This is a genomic window from Bacillus sp. BML-BC051 (assembly GCF_019656175.1).
Taxonomy (GTDB): domain Bacteria; phylum Bacillota; class Bacilli; order Bacillales; family Bacillaceae_G; genus Bacillus_A; species Bacillus_A mobilis.
The window spans coordinates 37,637-55,853 of record NZ_BPLI01000062.1 but is presented as its reverse complement, the minus strand read 5'-3'; the positions used below and the strand labels follow the sequence as shown (position 1 = coordinate 55,853).

At 34.3% G+C, this 18,217-nt stretch carries 21 protein-coding genes; 19 read left to right on the top strand and 2 right to left on the bottom strand.

Annotated elements, in window-relative coordinates:
- Positions 1-17 precede the first annotated feature (17 nt).
- From K5S59_RS23160 to K5S59_RS23125, 9 genes are all read left to right on the top strand, one after another.
- Positions 18-1,106: a DUF6094 domain-containing protein gene (locus K5S59_RS23160; protein WP_220784093.1), complete on the top strand. Its 1,089-nt coding sequence runs from the start codon at positions 18-20 to the stop codon at positions 1,104-1,106.
- A 15-nt stretch (positions 1,107-1,121) separates the two neighbouring features.
- On the top strand, positions 1,122-1,349 hold the full coding sequence (locus tag K5S59_RS23155) for a hypothetical protein (RefSeq protein ID WP_000114818.1): 228 nt from the start codon (positions 1,122-1,124) through the stop codon (positions 1,347-1,349).
- 71 nt (positions 1,350-1,420) lie between these two features.
- The gene (locus tag K5S59_RS23150) at positions 1,421-3,100 is read left to right on the top strand and encodes a DEAD/DEAH box helicase family protein (RefSeq protein WP_061129934.1); all 1,680 of its coding nucleotides are present in this window, start codon (positions 1,421-1,423) and stop codon (positions 3,098-3,100) included.
- Positions 3,101-3,800: 700 nt separating this feature from the next.
- Entirely contained in the window at positions 3,801-5,600 is a 1,800-nt protein-coding gene (ltrA, locus tag K5S59_RS23145; RefSeq protein WP_001272779.1) for a group II intron reverse transcriptase/maturase, read from the top strand.
- 60 nt (positions 5,601-5,660) lie between these two features.
- A complete protein-coding gene (locus K5S59_RS30490) occupies positions 5,661-5,891 on the top strand; it encodes a hypothetical protein (RefSeq protein ID WP_309295228.1) in 231 nt (76 codons plus the stop codon).
- Between the two features lie 3 nt (positions 5,892-5,894).
- Positions 5,895-7,343, top strand: coding sequence for a DEAD/DEAH box helicase (locus K5S59_RS23140; RefSeq protein ID WP_309295229.1), 1,449 nt, complete (start codon positions 5,895-5,897; stop codon positions 7,341-7,343).
- Positions 7,344-7,359: 16 nt separating this feature from the next.
- Complete coding sequence (locus K5S59_RS23135) at positions 7,360-8,073, top strand: hypothetical protein (protein WP_000494457.1); 714 nt, start codon at positions 7,360-7,362, stop codon at positions 8,071-8,073.
- Between the two features lie 332 nt (positions 8,074-8,405).
- Positions 8,406-9,035, top strand: a complete 630-nt coding sequence (locus K5S59_RS23130; RefSeq protein ID WP_000586356.1) for a hypothetical protein — start codon at positions 8,406-8,408, stop codon at positions 9,033-9,035.
- Positions 9,035-9,670: a hypothetical protein gene (locus K5S59_RS23125; protein WP_220784092.1), complete on the top strand. Its 636-nt coding sequence runs from the start codon at positions 9,035-9,037 to the stop codon at positions 9,668-9,670. The genes K5S59_RS23130 and K5S59_RS23125 overlap by 1 nt, the downstream gene beginning before the upstream one ends.
- A 50-nt stretch (positions 9,671-9,720) precedes the next feature.
- Here the strand turns inward: K5S59_RS23125 and K5S59_RS23120 are convergent, their stop codons facing one another.
- Together K5S59_RS23120 and K5S59_RS23115 are read right to left on the bottom strand one after the other, a co-directional pair.
- The gene (locus tag K5S59_RS23120; RefSeq protein WP_000377937.1) at positions 9,721-10,335 is read right to left on the bottom strand and encodes a hypothetical protein; all 615 of its coding nucleotides are present in this window, start codon (positions 10,333-10,335) and stop codon (positions 9,721-9,723) included.
- Positions 10,319-10,909: a hypothetical protein gene (locus K5S59_RS23115; RefSeq protein ID WP_000916415.1), complete on the bottom strand. Its 591-nt coding sequence runs from the start codon at positions 10,907-10,909 to the stop codon at positions 10,319-10,321. Before K5S59_RS23115 ends, K5S59_RS23120 begins: the two co-directional genes overlap by 17 nt.
- A 125-nt stretch (positions 10,910-11,034) precedes the next feature.
- On the opposite strand from K5S59_RS23115, the gene K5S59_RS23110 reads away from it, so the two are divergent.
- The 10 genes from K5S59_RS23110 (at position 11,035) to K5S59_RS23065 (ending at position 18,108) form a co-directional block, all read left to right on the top strand.
- Positions 11,035-11,418, top strand: a complete 384-nt coding sequence (locus K5S59_RS23110; protein ID WP_002163370.1) for a hypothetical protein — start codon at positions 11,035-11,037, stop codon at positions 11,416-11,418.
- Between the two features lie 16 nt (positions 11,419-11,434).
- Positions 11,435-12,073, top strand: a complete 639-nt coding sequence (locus K5S59_RS23105; RefSeq protein ID WP_000865998.1) for a nuclease-related domain-containing protein — start codon at positions 11,435-11,437, stop codon at positions 12,071-12,073.
- A gap of 348 nt (positions 12,074-12,421) precedes the next feature.
- Positions 12,422-12,742, top strand: a complete 321-nt coding sequence (locus tag K5S59_RS30285) for a hypothetical protein (RefSeq protein WP_000439354.1) — start codon at positions 12,422-12,424, stop codon at positions 12,740-12,742.
- A gap of 55 nt (positions 12,743-12,797) precedes the next feature.
- Positions 12,798-12,971, top strand: a complete 174-nt coding sequence (locus tag K5S59_RS23095; protein WP_002163368.1) for a hypothetical protein — start codon at positions 12,798-12,800, stop codon at positions 12,969-12,971.
- A gap of 56 nt (positions 12,972-13,027) precedes the next feature.
- Positions 13,028-13,453 carry a hypothetical protein gene (locus K5S59_RS23090; RefSeq protein ID WP_001082099.1) on the top strand — a complete coding sequence of 142 codons (426 nt, stop codon included), beginning with the start codon at positions 13,028-13,030 and terminating at the stop codon, positions 13,451-13,453.
- A gap of 41 nt (positions 13,454-13,494) precedes the next feature.
- Entirely contained in the window at positions 13,495-13,890 is a 396-nt protein-coding gene (locus K5S59_RS23085) for a hypothetical protein (protein ID WP_000339405.1), read from the top strand.
- Between the two features lie 4 nt (positions 13,891-13,894).
- Positions 13,895-14,155 carry a hypothetical protein gene (locus K5S59_RS23080; protein ID WP_000930819.1) on the top strand — a complete coding sequence of 87 codons (261 nt, stop codon included), beginning with the start codon at positions 13,895-13,897 and terminating at the stop codon, positions 14,153-14,155.
- Positions 14,156-14,246: 91 nt separating this feature from the next.
- A complete protein-coding gene (locus K5S59_RS23075) occupies positions 14,247-14,510 on the top strand; it encodes a hypothetical protein (RefSeq protein ID WP_011167263.1) in 264 nt (87 codons plus the stop codon).
- Between the two features lie 222 nt (positions 14,511-14,732).
- A complete protein-coding gene (locus K5S59_RS23070) occupies positions 14,733-15,152 on the top strand; it encodes a hypothetical protein (protein WP_001104249.1) in 420 nt (139 codons plus the stop codon).
- Positions 15,153-15,444: 292 nt separating this feature from the next.
- Complete coding sequence (locus K5S59_RS23065) at positions 15,445-18,108, top strand: type IA DNA topoisomerase (RefSeq protein ID WP_000520746.1); 2,664 nt, start codon at positions 15,445-15,447, stop codon at positions 18,106-18,108.
- Positions 18,109-18,217: the final 109 nt, after the last annotated feature.

Below are 18,217 nucleotides of genomic sequence, written 5' to 3'. Positions count from 1 at the left end.
AGACTTACCTATCGACAATTTTAGGAAATGATTTAGCGGCGGGATTTTATCCAACACCACTAACAGAAGGGAATCATTTAATACAGTTATTACAAATGGAATCAGAGCGAGCTTATGCTTGCTTTGATCCATGTTGTGGAGAAGGTACAATTTTACGAAGTTTTGCAGATGCGGTGAAACAAGTTGGTATACAACTTGATACATATGGTGTGGAATTAGATGCAAATCGATATAACAAAGCAAAAGAGCAATTAGACGTAGTAATACGCTCTAGCTTTGAAAGTATGATGATTAGTCATGACTATTTTCCACTTATCTTTTTAAACCCACCGTATAATACAGAGCTTCGGACAGAAAAAAAGAAATCAGAGAAAATGGATTTTAACTTCTTAAAGCGTGCACACCATTATTTACAAGACGGTGGCATTATGGTGTATGTCATTCCATACGATCGTTTTGCTCGAGATGAAATTAGCTACTTTTTAGCTAAGAATTACGAGGAAATCGGGTTAATGCGTTTTGGTGATGAAAATGAAGAATTTGAGCAATTTAAACAATGTGTCTTTATTGGCCGTAAGCGTGCAGCTACGAAAAATGATACATATTTTAACGATCGATTCGCTAATTTTTGTGAGAATATGTCAGAACTAGATTTTGTTAGAGAACATGTAAATACATTAGCGCAAATGGTGAATCGTAAAAGTTGGACTATACCTACATTACGAAATCAAAATAAATTAATTTTCACATCTCGCGTAGATTATAAAGATGCTTATGAAGGTGTAGGTAAATCAGAGGGGATCTTAACATTAAAGAAACGCTTAAATAGAGGAAATGGTTACTCACTTCAAGCTGAGAAAACAGCTGCAGAGAGAGCAAAGATGCCAATTGCTTCTGGACAATTAGGACTATTGCTGATAACGGGTGTGGCAGATGGATTGCTTGGTGAAGGTGATACACTCCATGCTGTTCGTGGTTCTGAAAATGTGTTTTTTGAAACTTCATTCGAGAAACTGGAAACAACAACGAAAGAAGTTGTATTACAAAAACGCCGCGCGAAATTTATCATCGCAACACCAACTGGTGAAGTCAAAGAACTTGTCTAGGAAAGGAAGAGAGATATGTCTGTACTGTTAGGGATAGGAGCACTATACATTGTATGGGAGTTTAGCAATCGTATATTTCGTATTGCTATTGTACTTACAGTTATTTGTTTATGTGCTTCTCAATTAGGTGCAGGTACATCTTTGGAAGTATTAGAGCAATTCTCTGTTTTTCAAGGTGCCAGTGATATGCTCCATGCGGCTGAACAATCATTACCAGAGTGGAAACAGTTTATAGATTTTTAACCAATAAATTGAATGAGTAGGACATGAAACGTATCGAATAAGATGCGTTTTTTATTTTAGGAGGGAAACTTATGTTACAAGAAATAATTCAACAAGATACATTTGACCAGGAACAAACACCAGCGATGTTGCAATTGGAGACAGGCACTGCTTCACATTCAGCTTTCTGCTTTGCTATGGCAGTTAATCATAACAACCAAATGCAATTTGCAGTGTTAGGTGCGAATGACAGTACATTAAAGTCATTCAGAGCAGCCATATCAATGGGTACTAGTCGTTTGTATTTTGGAGAGGGGCAAAAAGAAGAATTACATTATGTATTAGGCAAAAAAATGAATGTAAATTCGAAAGGGCAATTTGAGTTTATAAATACACAAACAGTAAATAGAAAAAAGGCAATTATTGCGTTTTCTAAAGAATTAGAAGAAAAGTATATTGTGGCAATTGATGAAGCACCAGAAATGCAAGTAAGAGATTTCTTAATGGCTCCTCCATATGGTCTCCCAATTTTAGAAGAATGGGCGAAACCAATTTATGAAGAGATGTTAACAAGAAATTTGTTACAACCATTAAATGTGTATTTTGATAGAAATGAATTTACTTCTCTATCTATTGCGCAGGTAGCGTTAAAAGAGGAGGATTGTAAAGAGTTTTTATCAGAAATGATACGTACTGGAAAATGTCAATTCCCGCAAGAGGGTACAGGTGAAAAGATCAATGAAATTAATGATTTAAATGAATATCTATTGGAATATTCGCCTGTCATGCTTGATAAAGTAACAAAATTAGATGAGCCTTTACATCAACCGATGAAAGAACAGGCATTATCTCATTTTGATACATACCAAAGACCATTATTCCCTGTACAGGCACATGTAGCAACAGGTGCAGCAAAAGCATTACAAGTACAAAAAGGGATCATTATACAGGGGGAAATGTCGAGCGGAAAAAGTGCAATTATGACAGCGACAGTAGATGGATATTTCCATTTGACAGGACAAAAAGGATATCGTACCTGCGTATTTGTGCCACCGACTCTAACTGAGAAGTGGGCAAAAGAAGAAATACGACACTTAATACCAGACGCAGATGTACATCTGATTAAACGTACAGAGGATTTAATTCGCATTCATCAATCTTGGATCCAGGCAGGAAGACCAAAACCAGAAAAGCCAACCTTCTTTGTCATTAGTTTTACTACAATGCGAGGGGATTCTATTAAACAGATGCCATTACCTTATAAGCAAATTGCACTTTCCAAGAAATCGGAGGAAGAGGTGCAAAGATATTATAAGAATGGATACTATTGTCCAGATTGTGGTGCTAAGTTACGTAAAAAAACGTCTTCTATTATAGTTCAACAAGCTAATGGTGAACAGAAAGAAGTCTGCCAGTATAAAGATTTTACAGCAAGTGACTTAGATTCGAAAACAAATAAAAATAGTGTATGTGCTGATTGTAATTCAAACATTTGGAGTCCAAAAGTAAAAACGAAATATGCGAGTTTTAAAGATTGGACCAAATATGAAAATAAATTAGTACAAGCAATAAAAGAGGGAAATAAACCGCTGCAAAAACAACTAGAGCTAGAGAATCGTGTGAAGCCATATGATGCGAAACAATCAGGAAGAGCATATCGAAAGGTAGCTACTGTTGAGTATATTCGTAGAAAAATGAAACACTTCTTTGATGCTCTTATCGTTGATGAAGTTCACGAATGTGTGACACGTTACCTTATAAGTGTCGCTTAATTGATACGAAATAGGTGGCCTAAAAGTATTTTAGGTACAACTGATATACCGATGTCAGGAATGAAAGCCGTCATGTTGAGCTGAAACTGACAGTCTAATACTCCTGCATGCATTTATCTTGATAGAGATACATTGCGTTATGTATGAAACTAGGTGAAGTCGGCTGAATCTAATTCTAAAGCCACTCTTACAGAGAGGGTATGGTTAGAGATAGGCCGGGACGCTATAAAATACCTATGATGAGAATGTTCCATGGGGAACTGACGAAGACTGCGAATGTACGCGCCTATAGGACTAAAGAATGGGAAACCTTTCTTGCTACTTATGTAGTGTGAGATACCGATGAGTAAGATTATTCGTTATGAAAATCGGCATAGTCAACAAAGAGACTATAAGGCTCACAGGTGTAAAGCAGCCATCTAAGGGTATATGTAAAGCTAGGTATATTGGAACGTGGTAAGCAGCCAACTTCTATACCAAACACCTATCAGTGGGAAGTTCACTATAAGATTCAATAATGAATCGAAATGTGTTTATGGTTGTGAAAGTAGGGTCACAGTACCGTTGAAGCTATGGAAACATAGTGGAGGGATAGGCCCAAGTCTAGTTTTACTAATAGAAATTCGAGTTAGAGTTGTAGCTCATATTTCGGGTAAGAAGGTGAGTTGGAAATCACTTAGAGGAGCTGATTTCTACACCAATGAGCGCGATAGCAAATCGACATAAACAATACTACGATTTCACAGGAATACAGAATGATTTATTCCAAAGAAGTCGTGAGGGTACTAAGAATTTCAAGAACCTACTAGAGATTGTCATTTCGGATGAAAATATTTTATTAGCATATAGGCAAGTTAAATCAAACACCGGTTCAAAAACCCCGGGTACTGATGACAAAACAATTTGGGATCTTGCTAATACTAATCAAGATGAGTTCATTCATTATATGAGAGAACTAGTGTTAAACTACAAACCAAAATCGGTTAGACGTGTATGGATAGATAAAAATTACTCAAAAGGGAAAAGACCTTTAGGTATTGCTTGCATACAAGACAGAATCGTCCAACAAATGTTCCTGAACGTTCTGGAACCAATATGCGAAGGGAAATTCTACAATCATTCTTATGGTTTTAGGCCAACACGTACTACACGACATGCGGTTGCAAGAGTTCAAACATTAGTAAATATCAATAAATATCACTACACGGTTGATATTGATATAAAAGGTTTCTTTGATAATGTAAATCACTCCATTCTTCTTAAACAAGTCTGGAATATTGGCATAAGAGACAAACGAGTAATCGCTGTAATTAGCAAAATGCTTAAAGCACCGATTAAAGGAGAAGGTATACCAACAAAAGGCGTACCCCAAGGTGGAATTCTTTCACCACTGCTTTCTAACATTGTCCTCAATGACTTAGACCAATGGGTAGCCGATCAATGGGAATGCTTTGAAACGAGGTACCAATACTCCGTCAACTATTCCAAATACGTTAACCTTAGAAGAAATTCTAAACTTAAAGAAGGATTCTTAGTGAGGTACGCAGATGATTTTAGAATCATGACTAACACTCACGATTCAGCGGTTAAATGGTTTCATGCAGTAGTTGATTTTTTAAATAAAAGATTAAAGCTTGAAATCTCACCAAATAAATCAAAAATTATTAATCTTCGAAAGAAGTCTTCTTCCTTCTTAGGTTATAAATTTAAATCTGCTATCAAGGGAAACAAAAGGGTATTCTTCTCGCATATAGATGATGACAAACAAAAACAAATCATCACGAAATTAAAAGAAAGAATCTATGAGATACAAAAGCATCCTTCGGCCGGCAATGCAAATCTTTACAATTCAGTAGTATTAGGAGTCCAAAATAATTTCCAATATGCTACTCACATTGTTAAGGATATGAGCGACATTGAATATAGGGTTTTACGAACTCTTAACAACCGACTGAAAAAAATTGCATGGTATGGCAAGCCCAATGAACTTCCAGAGAAAGGGGCATACCTAAAGTTTTACAAAAATACACGTAAAACATACAGGGTAGCAGGTGTATATCTTTTTCCTATAGGACAGGTTACAACAAAGAATAATCTAAATTATTCACAGTCCATTAACCCCTATACAGATGAAAAAGTATTCGATTGGGACAAAGAACTTACCGAGCTGATGAAATCCAGACTTCCTAATAGAAGCATCGAATATATGGACAATAGACTATCCAAATATTCCGCACAAAAAGGGAAATGTTTTATTACTGGATTACCGCTTAAAGCAAGAGATGTTCACTGTCATCATAAGAAACCCACTTTCCTTGGTGGAACAGATGAGTTTCAGAATCTTATCATCGTTCATAAAGATATCCATACACTAATCCATGCATCACTAGAAGGCACCATACTAAGGTATGTTAATAGATTCCGATTGCACACAAAACAAATTGAGAAAATCAACCAACTCAGGAAGCTATGTAAACTCGAAAGAATTACTATTAGATAAAACTAGAGGGAACGCCGTATGAGCTGAAAGGTTCACGTACGGTGTGGAGCGGGGGAAAAGGTGGAGATTACTTCAAAACCTTACCTATCGCTATTAAAGAGTGAAACAGCACAAGGAACTGCTTTAGGAAGTTTAGCAAGGGTTTGTAAGAAAGTCGTAGCTGGAACAGGTACATTATTTGGTGGGCGCGCAAGCGACGTATTCTATACGTTATGGCGTCTGTTCCCTCAAAAAATGGTGAAAAGTGGGTTTGAATATAGTTCTTTAATGGAATGGAATGAAACCTATTGAAATATCGAGAGAACATATTACCATGATGGTGAGGTCACATCTAATATAGCTTCACGTGGAGCACAAGGTAATTTAGATAAAACCAAGGTCGTACCTGGTATTTCACCTTATGTGTTTACCCAATTTTTAATGGATACAACCATTAATGTGCGCTTAAAAGATGTGTGGCCAAATCCTGTGGAGTTAATTAATGTACCTACGATTCTTGTCGATATGTCGGAAGAACAAAAACAGGCTTATGAGCATATGAAAGAATCTTTTGAGAAGGCGATTGAAGGGGCGAAAGGTACACCAGATGTTGGGAAACTATGGCTCTCTTATATTCGTACAGGAAATTCGTATCCAGACAATATGAATCACTACCCAAACTATCACTTAGATAATGCGGAAAGAGAATTAGTTTGGTCCAACGAAGAATTCAGATTTGATGAGGATTGTATACAGCCGAAGGAGAAGAAGCTGCAAGAAATATTGCATACTGAAATCTCTGAAGGCCGTCCAGCCATCATTTATGTATCTGATACAGGATCTACAGTGAAAGAACGAGACATTCAGCCTCGTTTACAAAAGGTTGCAGAGCAAGTGCCTGGGGCAAAAGTAGCTATACTTCGTACGAATACAGTTACTCCGCCAAAGCGCAGTGCATGGTTAAAAGAGCAAGTAAATAGCGGTGTGAATGTTATCATCTGTTCACAAGAATTAGTTAAGGTAGGATTGGACTTGCTGGCGACGCCAACATTAATTTTCTACCAATTATCATTCAGCTTATTTACATTAAATCAGGCTGCAAGAAGACATTGGCGCATTGGTCAAACAAAGCAATGCAGAACTTTCTATCTTGGATATCGAGAAACATTCCAAGAACAGATGGCGCAATTAATTGCCCAAAAGAATAAAGCTGCTGAAGCAATGAATGGTGATGCAACAAGTGATGGACTGAATGCAATGCTTGGTGATACAGGAGATCTTCAGACGTTATTAATCCAAAATATTAAAAGCGGGAATCAATTAAAAGGTTCAACAGAAGAGTGGACACAGGCAGCATCGGAAGAATCTAAGCGAGTACTTGCAAATATCGGTAAAGTAATTACACCAGTGTTTGAATCAATTGAGATCCAATTTACAAACTGGGTGAAAACATTACCGAGTACATTTGACGTATCGTATATGGAAGATGCGAAATTTGTGCAAAAAGCCGTTGAATATATCCAAGAAGAAAAAGTTCCTGGCGTTGTAGTAAAGCAACGTAAACTTGAAATTGACGGGAATGTAGAAGATATCATACGTACTTTAACAACATTGAATGCCGATAAGCGTATGCTTGTACAAAAACAAGACATTACACTCTGGGATGAATTGATTGTGGAAGTAGATGGTTCTCAAAAGAAAGGAAAAGGAAAACAAAAAAATAAAGTAATTGAAGGACAATTTGAGTTTGATTTATTTGGTTAAACGAGAGGGGAAAGTCATGTTTACGAAACTTCTTATCGCACTAATTTGCTATATGGTTTATGTAGTTTGCAAAACCAAAAGAAACATGTTGATAGAAGAGAAGAAAAAAGAAAAAGGGCCAGAACCGGTGGAACGACCTGTTTATTGGTGTCCGAGAGAAAATAGACCTATTGGTAGGGAACAAGAACGTGTTACTGTTCCAACGAAAGAGATTACCTTAGAAAAGGATGTAGCCAATATATACGATTTAGTTGCTACATCTATTCGAATAAATGTAGGCGAAGAAGAAAAAGCGTTTGAGCAGGACAAGGAAGTTGCAAAAGAAGTGGAGTATGCTGAAGAATTTCATCATACTCCTGCTTCTGAAGCAGAATATGGAATTCCTTTTCCGAGCGATGAGGATATACCAGAGGAAGTATTTAAATATGAGGAGACGTTTTCGGAACTAAAACAGTTGCCAATCCCACTAGAAACAGAACAGAATCTACCTTTTCCACAAGGAGTATCAGAGGTAGAAGATATGAATCGGGTTGGGTGGACTGCAAAAGTAATAAGACGAGAACAAGGACTGACACGCGTACTGAATATGTCGGATAACAAGCGTTATTGGATTCATACAGAGGGAGAAATCTTACCAGAAAATCAACCGTTGTATTTAGAATTACAAATTGATTCACCGTATTCTTATACATTAGTTGAATGGAGTGATAGACAACTAGGGAATATATAAATTAATTTCCTAGTTGTATTTTTATAGACAGATAGTATGAATGCAGCATTTTTCCACTCATTTGTACAAGGATAAAACATTTTTTTATTTTTGTACAAATGAGTGGGACAGAATGATTCACCATATAAGAATATTCGACTATAATGAGACATTGTACGTCATTGTAATATTAAAATGTTTAAGATTAAGTGATTATAATCTTAAAACAGGAGAACTGAGAACTCTCCGCAATATTACAATGCTTAAAATAGATTAAATCCAAACATGAGGATTATATGAAGTAAAAAATATTTATGAGTTAAAAAAATAACAATTTTGAAAGGTGAATGTAAATGATTATTAATTCCCTAAGTAACAATGTAGTAGAAAAATTAGAACAAACGGTGCGCTATGAAAAGAAACAAGTTCAGGTATTACGTGTAAGTAAAAGTAGCTCAAATGTACATGCTTATATGATTTTTCCGGAATTCTCAGAGGTTAAAATTTCAAATACCGAACTGGATGAATATATAGAAAACCTGTCAACAAGCGTGAAGTATGTCATTGATCGTAAGTTGAGTCAACAAGAAATCGAAAAGCAAAATCATTCTTTCATTATGACGTGTGAAGTTGAGGAAGATGGTGTGATAGATGATGAAACTCTTCATTTTAATACGACTTATGTTAAACCACCAACAATTGCAAATAAAGTATTTAAATTAGTATGTGGATTAGGAAATCGTCTAGATAGCCTAAAAGAGTTACATATCACAGTACTAAATAATAATATTAATCGAATTGAAATTGAATTTTACAATGAAAATGAAACATACATTGCAGTAGAGAAGGAAGAAATTGCGAATGCTATTATGGGAGCATATACGAAAGCAAATATCTATTATGCAGCAGATCTTTATTATGTTGCGGAAGGAAATCAAATCAAATTAAAAAGCGTTAAACCGAAATTAGCGGGTGATGTGTGATGAAACAAGAAAAAGGGATGATTGGAGTCCTATGTACGCTTATTTTAATGATTTTACTACTTATACCCTTACAAGCGGCTCAAGCTTCTGTAAAACCAAGTTTTAATGAAGGAAAAGGGAGCGAACTTTCGTCGTCCTTTCAAAAGGGATTAAACAATCGAGCAAAAGCAACAGAGAAAGATGATTCATTTGGCTCATCAATCATACAAAAGATTGAAGGTATGTATGCACCGGCTTTTAAAGTAGGAGTAAATATCTTTTCTATTTCATTCGTATTAGGCGTTATTGTCATGGTTATGGCATTAATTACAAAGAATGGTCAATGGATGAAGTGGGCGACTGGGAGTATGATTTTCTCATTTATTAGCATGATGTCCATGAGACTAAGTGTGTACTTCTTATTTAGTTCCGATGTATTTTCGTTTATGAACATCTTTACGGATTTTTTAGACCTGTTTAAAGCAACAGCACTTATTTTCACACCATTTATGTTAATTGCAGGTAGTCGTTTAAGAAAGATTCATGAAAGTACGAAACAGCCTGAGTATTATCGTTGGTCTAACCGTGTCATAACAGGATCTTGTTTGCTGTGTATGTTAGCCGTACTCGCTCCATGGCTATTTGCTAATATGTAAAGAACCATATATAAAGATGGAAAAGGTACTGAATCTAAATTCAGTACCTTTTATCTACCCATTAGGTTACTTCTTTCATATTCCGCAAATGTTTCCTTAGTTATAGGAGATAATATGCCACTTAGATACACTGCTCTATATAAAAAATATTGTTCATCTTTAGTTTGAATGGTAAGAGTTCCGTGTTCCTCATTATAGGGAATAATTCGATCAATTTTTAGTTGTTTTTTGTCGCAAATGATTTCTTGTATTGTATAGAGATTATGTATTGTCAATCTTTCGATATACAGACAACTACGCTCTAACAGATAGAAAGTGAGTGCCATTTGTAGAATGAACACAACTTGTAGTAGAGCTGGTATGCCTGCAAAACTGACAAGGAAAATGGAAACTAAAATAATATTTAACTCGGAAAACCATTTCTCGTATTGTTTCATAGAAAGAATACTTGTCTTTGTTTGAAAGACTAGGAACCTCGTTATAAGGAACAGAATTGTAAATATCCCTTCATAACTAAGCAAAATATGCCACTCCGAATTAGAAAGTTCCATGGCTAAATATATGATGCTGGTTGAAATAAGAATTGGTACGAGGTGTACCAGGGTAAATACTATTGTATGTTCTAACATTCTTTTCTTATAGATGTGATTAGTCATTGAATCCAAGTTTTCTAACTCCTTCTGCAATTTTCATGATGACACCGCCAATAAGTAGATGGTATTCGCCTATGCCCTTTTCGTTCACATACCAGCACATATAGTGTCTGATGCCTTCTTTTGCTCCGTGATCATGTAAAGGGAAAGGAGAAGCATATTTTTCTGGGCAGTTATTATTAAAAGGAACTTGTTCTGCAAGAGTAAAGCGTTTTTTTGAGTCATTTACAATCCAACAACCAAAATCTATTGTTCCATACCACATTGCATCTTTATGAATCGGATCAATAGAAGGTTGTGCTGGATAATTTTCAGCTAACATTTGCGCTTTTTCTTCACGAAGTCGTTGATGTATATGTGAATTCAATGGATCTTCCGTTCCAATTTCATAGGTTTCTTCAAAGTTCCCACATTCATAAGGGATAAGGGGATTATTTGAATCAGCTGCTAATTGTAGACTGCAAGAATCTGATTTTGAAAGATAATATACGCAGTCTTTGCAGGTGAAAAAGTTAGAAAAAGCTGAATCTGTTTTTGGTTCTGGTTCTGTTTCTGTTACGGTATTATCTACTACAAGTTTTAACATATCTATCACAATCCTTTATAGGCTATTTCAAAATTTAATATAGACGTATCATATCATGCTTATTTTTAAATGTAAATATTTTCCATTTAAAAATACCCTAATTTATTTTGAAAGGAATGTTTGTTTTGAGAAGAAATCGGGAATATATTGCTTTGCGAAATTCTATTTTAATAGGTTGGCTGCTTACAATTATCGTTATAAGTCTATCTATCTATTTTTCATCTATCGTATATTTACTAATTGGATGTTTCATTTTATCGCTAAAATACGGATTAACGGGCACTGTAAAGAATGTGGAAAAGCGTTTGCCTACCTGGGCAAATTTTGGGGTTATTGAAAAACCAGTAAATCGAAGAGTGACAAGACCGTTTCCGTTTAGGGGCGGGCTCCTTCTTTCATTAGCCTTAGGATTTGTAGAGATGGTGATAAAGGGCTTATGTATCTCATATTTTATTTTAGGATTAGAAACGTATATCTATCGTCTAATGCGCAAAAACGTAAGAGTGTGAAAAGGAGGATTTTACAATGAAAGTATTGATATTCGAATTAATTCTCATTGCAATTCTAATTCCATTGAATATTGTTGTGAAAAAACATGTACCAAAATGGAAAGCGAAAGTTGGAGAAAAATTAGTGAAGCGTACATTGAGCAAATTGGATTCAGAAAAGTATTGCGTGTTACATGATGTTACGATTCATACTGAGTATGGTGATACAACGCAAATTGACCATATTGTTATCGCGGAAACCGGTGTATTTGTTATAGAGACGAAAAACTACGAAGGTTGGATCTGTGGAAATGAGAAATCTGCAAGGTGGACACAGAGTATTTTTAGAAAGAAATCTTCTTTTCAAAATCCATTTCGACAAAATTATAAACATATAAAAGCTATTGAATGGGTAATGGAACAACAACTGCCGACCATCTCTATTGCAGCGTTCCATCCAAAATGCAGTCTAAAAAGAGTAAATGTTCAATCTAATGATAAACATGTCCTGTATTATAACGAACTACAAAAATGTATTGAATTATATACTGAAGCGCAACTAACAAATGATGAGGTCCAGCACATCTACCAAACAATATTGCGAGCGAACATTATGGATAAGGATATTGAAAAGAAACATGTGAAATATTTACATAATAAGTTCGCTAAACAATAAGAAATGGGGAAAGAGAGACATGTTATATGTAATAGGGTTCATAGTAATCTCCATAGTATCTATTCGTCTTAACATGAAGTATTATAAGCTAAAAGGAAACCAAAAAGATTTTGAGATGAAAAAGAATGATTAAAAATATATTTTAGAAATAAAGGGTGTATTTTGAGATGTCTGATGGAGTAAATATTATCTGTGATTATATAAATTAAATTGAGTAAGAATATAAAAAGTGTTATAATTAACGTAAGTTAATATATTGATATTACGTTGCAAAAGGACACACCTACGCAGACCACTGCCATAGGTGTGTCCTTTTTTAATGAAATATTAAATAAGGAGGGAGATACGGTGGAAAGATTTAATATTATGCTTAATGGTTGTCTCTTTCTGATCGTGTTTTTGGTTTTAATAATTACAATATATCATTTTACCTTATTTATAGTAAAAAGGAATATGAATAAGATGAAAAAAGAAATTAAAGTTGAAGTAACAAAAGACTCCTATATTTATAATAATAAAGGTGAAGTTATACAGGGTTTAAAAGAAGGTGAGCAATTTGTTGTAAAGTTGAATAATGATACATGGAAGTTCATTTGTGGTGAGATAGTAGTAGCGGAATATAATTACTTTGGAAAAATAAAGATGCATGATGGATTTAAATTAATTTAGGGGAAATTGTTAATTGGTTTTAAATTTGAAATTTGTAGAAAAGGAGCGAATCAAAATGAAAAAAATCAAAAAACGTCAAAATAATTCTCTTGTTCTCGGGAAACCCGGGAAAGGTACAAAGGTCCATTTTTTTGAAGAAAGTAACTTTAAACCGGAGCTTGCACCAAAAGGAGCTAATTTAAAACATATTCAAATTAACGGTAATAATATAGTAGTTATGTCCTATTAAAAATCCGATAATATTCCAATCACCCTGAAAAGGAATAAGTGAGGTGTAACCAATTGATGAATCGTAGTTTGATATATTGGAATGTTGAAGAAATCGATAGAAATATAGTTTTAATTACTTTGAAGAAAAATATTACTGTAACTAAAAAAAGTGTCTTACAACTCTATCAAAGATGCTTAACAATAGGTGAGAGTAGTATACAAATACCTATTACACCACTAAAAGCAAAATTTCACCGGGATTTTTATTCTTTTTATAAAGAGTATGCTCGTAAGAGCGAGGTAGATAACTATATATATTATGAAGAAACAAAGGTTGATTTTAACGAATTAATTATTTTTTTACCTTTCCTCGGTGTTATAGATTGTGATTTTACCAAGGGAGTAATGTTTGGTTACCGAAATGAAAAGGATTTAACGAAACTGCTTAATTTGTTAGATAAATCCTATGCAACTTTTCTTAATGGAAAATTACATAATTAACTTTCGCATAAATCATAATTAATCCAATAGGAGGCAATAGAATGGATGCGCTACAAGAATTAATATCAAAACATAATTGGAATTTACAATGTTGGGAAGATAGATATAGTAGAGGCATATGGGCAGTGGTTGCACCTCATCCGAATCACACATATGAAGTAAGAGAGATTACAGATGGTGAAGGAAAATTGAGTACGGAATTAGGGTTTTATTTCTATAATGAAGGCTCTTGGCTCCCTGTTGCTAATGGAGATAACCTAAAGGATGTATTAATGAAGCTAGATGACAAAATTAAACCGATGATTGATAACACTATATGGAGAAGAAGTGTATATGACACTTTTCAACACTTCCTTGAAGAAAACTATAGTTATTATGAATTGGAAGGTGCTCTTAAAAATAAAGTAAAGGTTTTACTAAAACCAGAGGGACTATAAATAGATGTTAAATTGCGAGGAAAGTGAGGATGAAGAGTTAATGGCAACTGGGAAACATTTTTATAAACATTTAGATAAGGAACAATATTGTAATGTAAATATCGAATTAAATATGGAGCAATTGGCTCAAATGGTTTGTAAAACAAACTATGGACTACATCGTTTTATCTCTGAAGTAATCGATATAAAGAGAACAAGTAAATGGCAAGAAGATAAAGAGTTTGCGGACGGTTTAGAGAGTTTATTGAATAAAGGTTATTTTTAAAGCTAATTGTTATTGTAATTGAGGTTAAATAATATTTTTAAAAATCCATTCGAATGTAGTAGCAAATAATTAAAAGCTTTAAATATAGGAGATGTTTATAGTGGGATTACTTTTTCAATGTGAAGATTGCGGTAAGGAAAACAATATTTCCGATATTAAGGGCACATGTGGAAATTGTGATAATAACAAAATGAAAAATTTTAAAGTTATCATAACTAGTGGAGAGTTAAGAGGAATGAGTGGAATGTATACTCTATCTAAAGCAAAAGAAATATTAGAATCGGCATTGAATAAAGAAAAAATTTTAATAATAGATCCTAAGAGTAATATTAATATGATTTTTATACAGAAATGAGATGATATTTATTGAGTCACGGAACTTTTAAAAGAGTGATTGTATTTATGACAGTTGTTTTTATTATTACTATGGGAATTTCATTTATTCTTAAAATGTTTGGTTGGCTTTAGATTCGAATAAAAATTATTACTTTAATTTAAATATGAGTTGATAACATGGGGACGTTTACAGCATTTCGTGGAAAAGTAATCACTGATGATAGAAAGGTGTGATTTTTAGATGAATTGGAAAGTGAATGCAGGAGCAGTTTTGTTTGGGATCTGCTTGGTATTTGGTTTTGTTTGGTACAGTGAATACCAAGGTAATAAATTGGTGGATCATATGTTGCAGGAACAAAAGGAACACTTAAGTGGCGAAGATAAACAAGGAGTAGTATTAGGGAAAGAGGAAAAGGAAGAAGATCTTGAAATGGATACAACCTTTGATACGTCTTCTATGTTTGTACCGGGTATTAACATGAGTGTACCGATGACAACGACAAGTACAAGCGTTTCTGATGGTGAGAAAAGGTATTATCTAAAAGTAAATGTAGAGGAGAAAGAATATAAAGTGTCAGTTGAGAAAAGCTTGTATGAACATATAAATATTGGAGATAACATCGATGTTGTGGTCGGTGATAATATGATTAGAACAAAATAAGGATATTTTAATTCAATTAAAAAAACAAGAACGATACTTAGTTTGAACAAGGTGAACTTAATAATTACCCTATTGGAGCAATAATATTAATAAGTTTATTATTTGCTAGCAATCTTAGTCTTAATTTCTTTTATTTTATATATATATATAAATACTATGTACGAAACATACAAACATAGATAATGTGCTATAATAGAAATAATCCAATACTAAAAAATCATATTGCAAAAGGACACACCTACGCATAACCATAGCGTAGGTGTGTCCTTTTTTTGTTTAAGGAGGAAAAGTTATGGGGAAAACGCTATTTATTGCAGAAAAATCAAAAGTGGCCAATGAAATTATGAAATCGCCACGATTCCGTCACTCACAAAAGTACATTGGTAGCAAGCCTTATTATGGTTATTATGAAAATGATCATTATATTGTCAGTTGGTGCCGTGGACATTTGCTGGAACTAAAAAATCCGGAAGAGATGGATCCAGAGTATAAAATGTTTAAGTTAGAACATTTACCTTTAATTTATCAGCCAGCTTATAAAGTGATACAAGAAAATGCTGAACAATTACAAATCCTTGTTAAACTACTGCAACGTCCTGATGTTGACCATGCGGTGAACGTATGTGACGCGGACCGAGAGGGAGAGTTAATCTATAGGGAAGTGTACGAATATGCAGGTGTGAATAAAAAGCAATCTCGCGTATTTAAATCCTCTTTTGAAGCTGCAGAACTTGAAGCAGCTCTCAATCGATTAGAAAGCGCATCTAAATACGATGGACTGGCGTATTCTGCTAAAGCAAGGCAGTATCTGGATTATCTATTAGGGATGAATATAACCAGGGGATGTACCACAAAATTAGCACAAAATAAATTCTTATTGTCATCTGGCCGTGTACAAATGTGTTTATTAAATGAGATACGCCAACGCGAATTAGCAATTGAAAACTATAGAGAGCAATCTTATTATCATCTGCAGCTAATAACAGATTTAGGACTTACACCGGTTATGAAAACAGAAGATCAAGTGTTAAACCCATCGCCATTAAGAAGTTTGGGAGAAAATTTGAAAGGGCAATATCTTGTAGTAGAAGAATTTAAAGAGGGAACCAGGAAGAAAAATCCTAAATTGCTATATAACTTAACAGATCTGTATAAAGATGCCCATGCGCAATTGCAAATTAATGCTGAAACTGCAAAAAAACATATTCAGAACTTGTATGAAGAAGGGTTTATTACATATCCTCGTTCATCTTCTAGGCATTTGCCTACAGAGCAAGTAGAGCGTGTAAAAGGTGTTATGCAGGCACTAGCTAAGAGTCAGTATTCTTTACTGGTACAATCCGTAGATATTGAAGCAATTGATGTGAAACATAAAACATTCAACGATGAGCTTGTATCAAGTCATTTTGCTATTATACCTACGACTAAACAATATCAAGAGGAAGGTCGTCCAGAGATTGAAAAACAACTATATAGCCTCGTAGTAAAACGTTTTGTGGGTAATTTCATGCGTCCTGCAGTATACCTGGTAAGAGAAGTATTACTTATTGACGCGATGGGAAATATCTATCAAACAAAAGAAAGTGTACTTCGAGAAAAAGGATTTCTAGAAGTGTTTCAAGAGGAAGTAGAGGAAGAAAGTGTGGAAGTATTTAAAATTCCTATTATGCAGAAAGGACAGGAACTTCAAATCTGCGATTTTGAATTACTAGAATCCAAAACAAAGAAACCTGCTCTACACACAGAAAGCTCCATTCTGACCTTTATGGAAACAGCAGGACGTAAAATAGACGATGAACATTTAAAGGAATTAATGAAGGGGAAAAGAATTGGAACCGTTGCAACCGAAGCAACCTTTATTCCAGCTTTACATGAGAAGAACTATATAGCCATTGAAAAAGGGAAAATTACTACGACTCCAATTGGACGTGCCTTTATTGAACAATTTCCTGTTCAACAAATTAAAGATCCACTATACACAGCTGAAATGGAAGGAATGATACACCGTATTGAAAAGAATGAAATGAGTTATGAAGACTTCATTGCCCAAACAAATACATTTGTACAAAAAATAGCACAAGAGATTATAAGAATACCTGACACGGTTTCGCACAATCTAATAGAGACCTGGAAGCAACAAATAGAAGTATGCCAATGTCCTTGTGGAAATGGAATAATTTTAGATAGAGGGAAATTTTTCGGGTGTAGCAATCATCCAAACTGTAACATTGGATTACCCAAAAGAATAAAAGAAAAAACGATTCCTGCAGCACAAATTAAAAAACTGTTTGAAGAAAATAAAACGGACATTATAAAAGGATTTAAATCTAATGGCAAAGAATTTTCTGCTTATTTAGCATTCGTTAACGGTGAAGTCAGCTTTAATTTGCCTTCAGTTGAAGAATTATCGCTAGGTCAGTGTCCAAAGTGTCAAAAAGGACAAATCCTAAACCGTAAAACGTTTTTTGGGTGCTCAGAATATCAAAACGGATGCGATTTTATGTTGCCGGCTAAAATTAAAGGAAAGAAATTATCCGATAGCCAGATTAAAAAACTAGTGAATAACAATGTAACAGACTTCATTAGTGGTTTTAGTGGAGAAAAAGGAGAATTCACAGCTGCGATTCGATTAAACCCGGACCTTAGTATTTGTTTTGAATTTCCAACTGCAGAGGATCGTACAGTAGGTAAATGCCCATTATGCCAGAGTAGAGTCATAATAGGGAAAACAAACTATCTATGCGAACAGTACAAGAAGGGCTGTGATTTCATTGTTTCAGGAATGATACTTGAAAAAAGAATTACAGCTAGTCAAATCAAGAAATTATTAGAAAAGAATATGACGGATACAATAAAAGGATTCATATCGAAAAAAACAGGAAAATCATTCGATGCGAAATTAACATATGACTCTACACAGAAGAGAGTCACGTTTATATATGAGAAGAAGAAATAATATCGCAAAATCTTAAATTTCATATATAAAATTAATAAGAAATATGATATGATGAAAGTAACAAAATACTTCTAAAACTATCTTGCAAAAGGACACACCTACGCATATA

Excerpts from the sequence above, each read along its gene's own strand:
- K5S59_RS23150 (WP_061129934.1), top strand. The coding sequence starts at position 1,421 with ATGTTACAAGAAATAATTCAACAAGATACATTTGACCAGGAACAAACA.
- K5S59_RS23085 (WP_000339405.1), top strand. The coding sequence starts at position 13,495 with ATGGATGCGCTACAAGAATTAATATCAAAACATAATTGGAATTTACAA.
- K5S59_RS23075 (WP_011167263.1), top strand. The coding sequence starts at position 14,247 with ATGTTTATAGTGGGATTACTTTTTCAATGTGAAGATTGCGGTAAGGAA.
- K5S59_RS23130 (WP_000586356.1), top strand. The coding sequence starts at position 8,406 with ATGATTATTAATTCCCTAAGTAACAATGTAGTAGAAAAATTAGAACAA.
- K5S59_RS23080 (WP_000930819.1), top strand. The coding sequence starts at position 13,895 with ATGTTAAATTGCGAGGAAAGTGAGGATGAAGAGTTAATGGCAACTGGG.
- K5S59_RS23095 (WP_002163368.1), top strand. The coding sequence starts at position 12,798 with ATGAAAAAAATCAAAAAACGTCAAAATAATTCTCTTGTTCTCGGGAAA.
- K5S59_RS23125 (WP_220784092.1), top strand. The coding sequence starts at position 9,035 with ATGAAACAAGAAAAAGGGATGATTGGAGTCCTATGTACGCTTATTTTA.
- K5S59_RS23105 (WP_000865998.1), top strand. The coding sequence starts at position 11,435 with ATGAAAGTATTGATATTCGAATTAATTCTCATTGCAATTCTAATTCCA.
- K5S59_RS23065 (WP_000520746.1), top strand. The coding sequence starts at position 15,445 with ATGGGGAAAACGCTATTTATTGCAGAAAAATCAAAAGTGGCCAATGAA.
- K5S59_RS23115 (WP_000916415.1), bottom strand. The coding sequence starts at position 10,909 with ATGTTAAAACTTGTAGTAGATAATACCGTAACAGAAACAGAACCAGAA.
- K5S59_RS23155 (WP_000114818.1), top strand. The coding sequence starts at position 1,122 with ATGTCTGTACTGTTAGGGATAGGAGCACTATACATTGTATGGGAGTTT.
- ltrA (WP_001272779.1), top strand. The coding sequence starts at position 3,801 with ATGAGCGCGATAGCAAATCGACATAAACAATACTACGATTTCACAGGA.
- K5S59_RS23070 (WP_001104249.1), top strand. The coding sequence starts at position 14,733 with ATGAATTGGAAAGTGAATGCAGGAGCAGTTTTGTTTGGGATCTGCTTG.
- K5S59_RS23090 (WP_001082099.1), top strand. The coding sequence starts at position 13,028 with ATGAATCGTAGTTTGATATATTGGAATGTTGAAGAAATCGATAGAAAT.
- K5S59_RS23135 (WP_000494457.1), top strand. The coding sequence starts at position 7,360 with ATGTTTACGAAACTTCTTATCGCACTAATTTGCTATATGGTTTATGTA.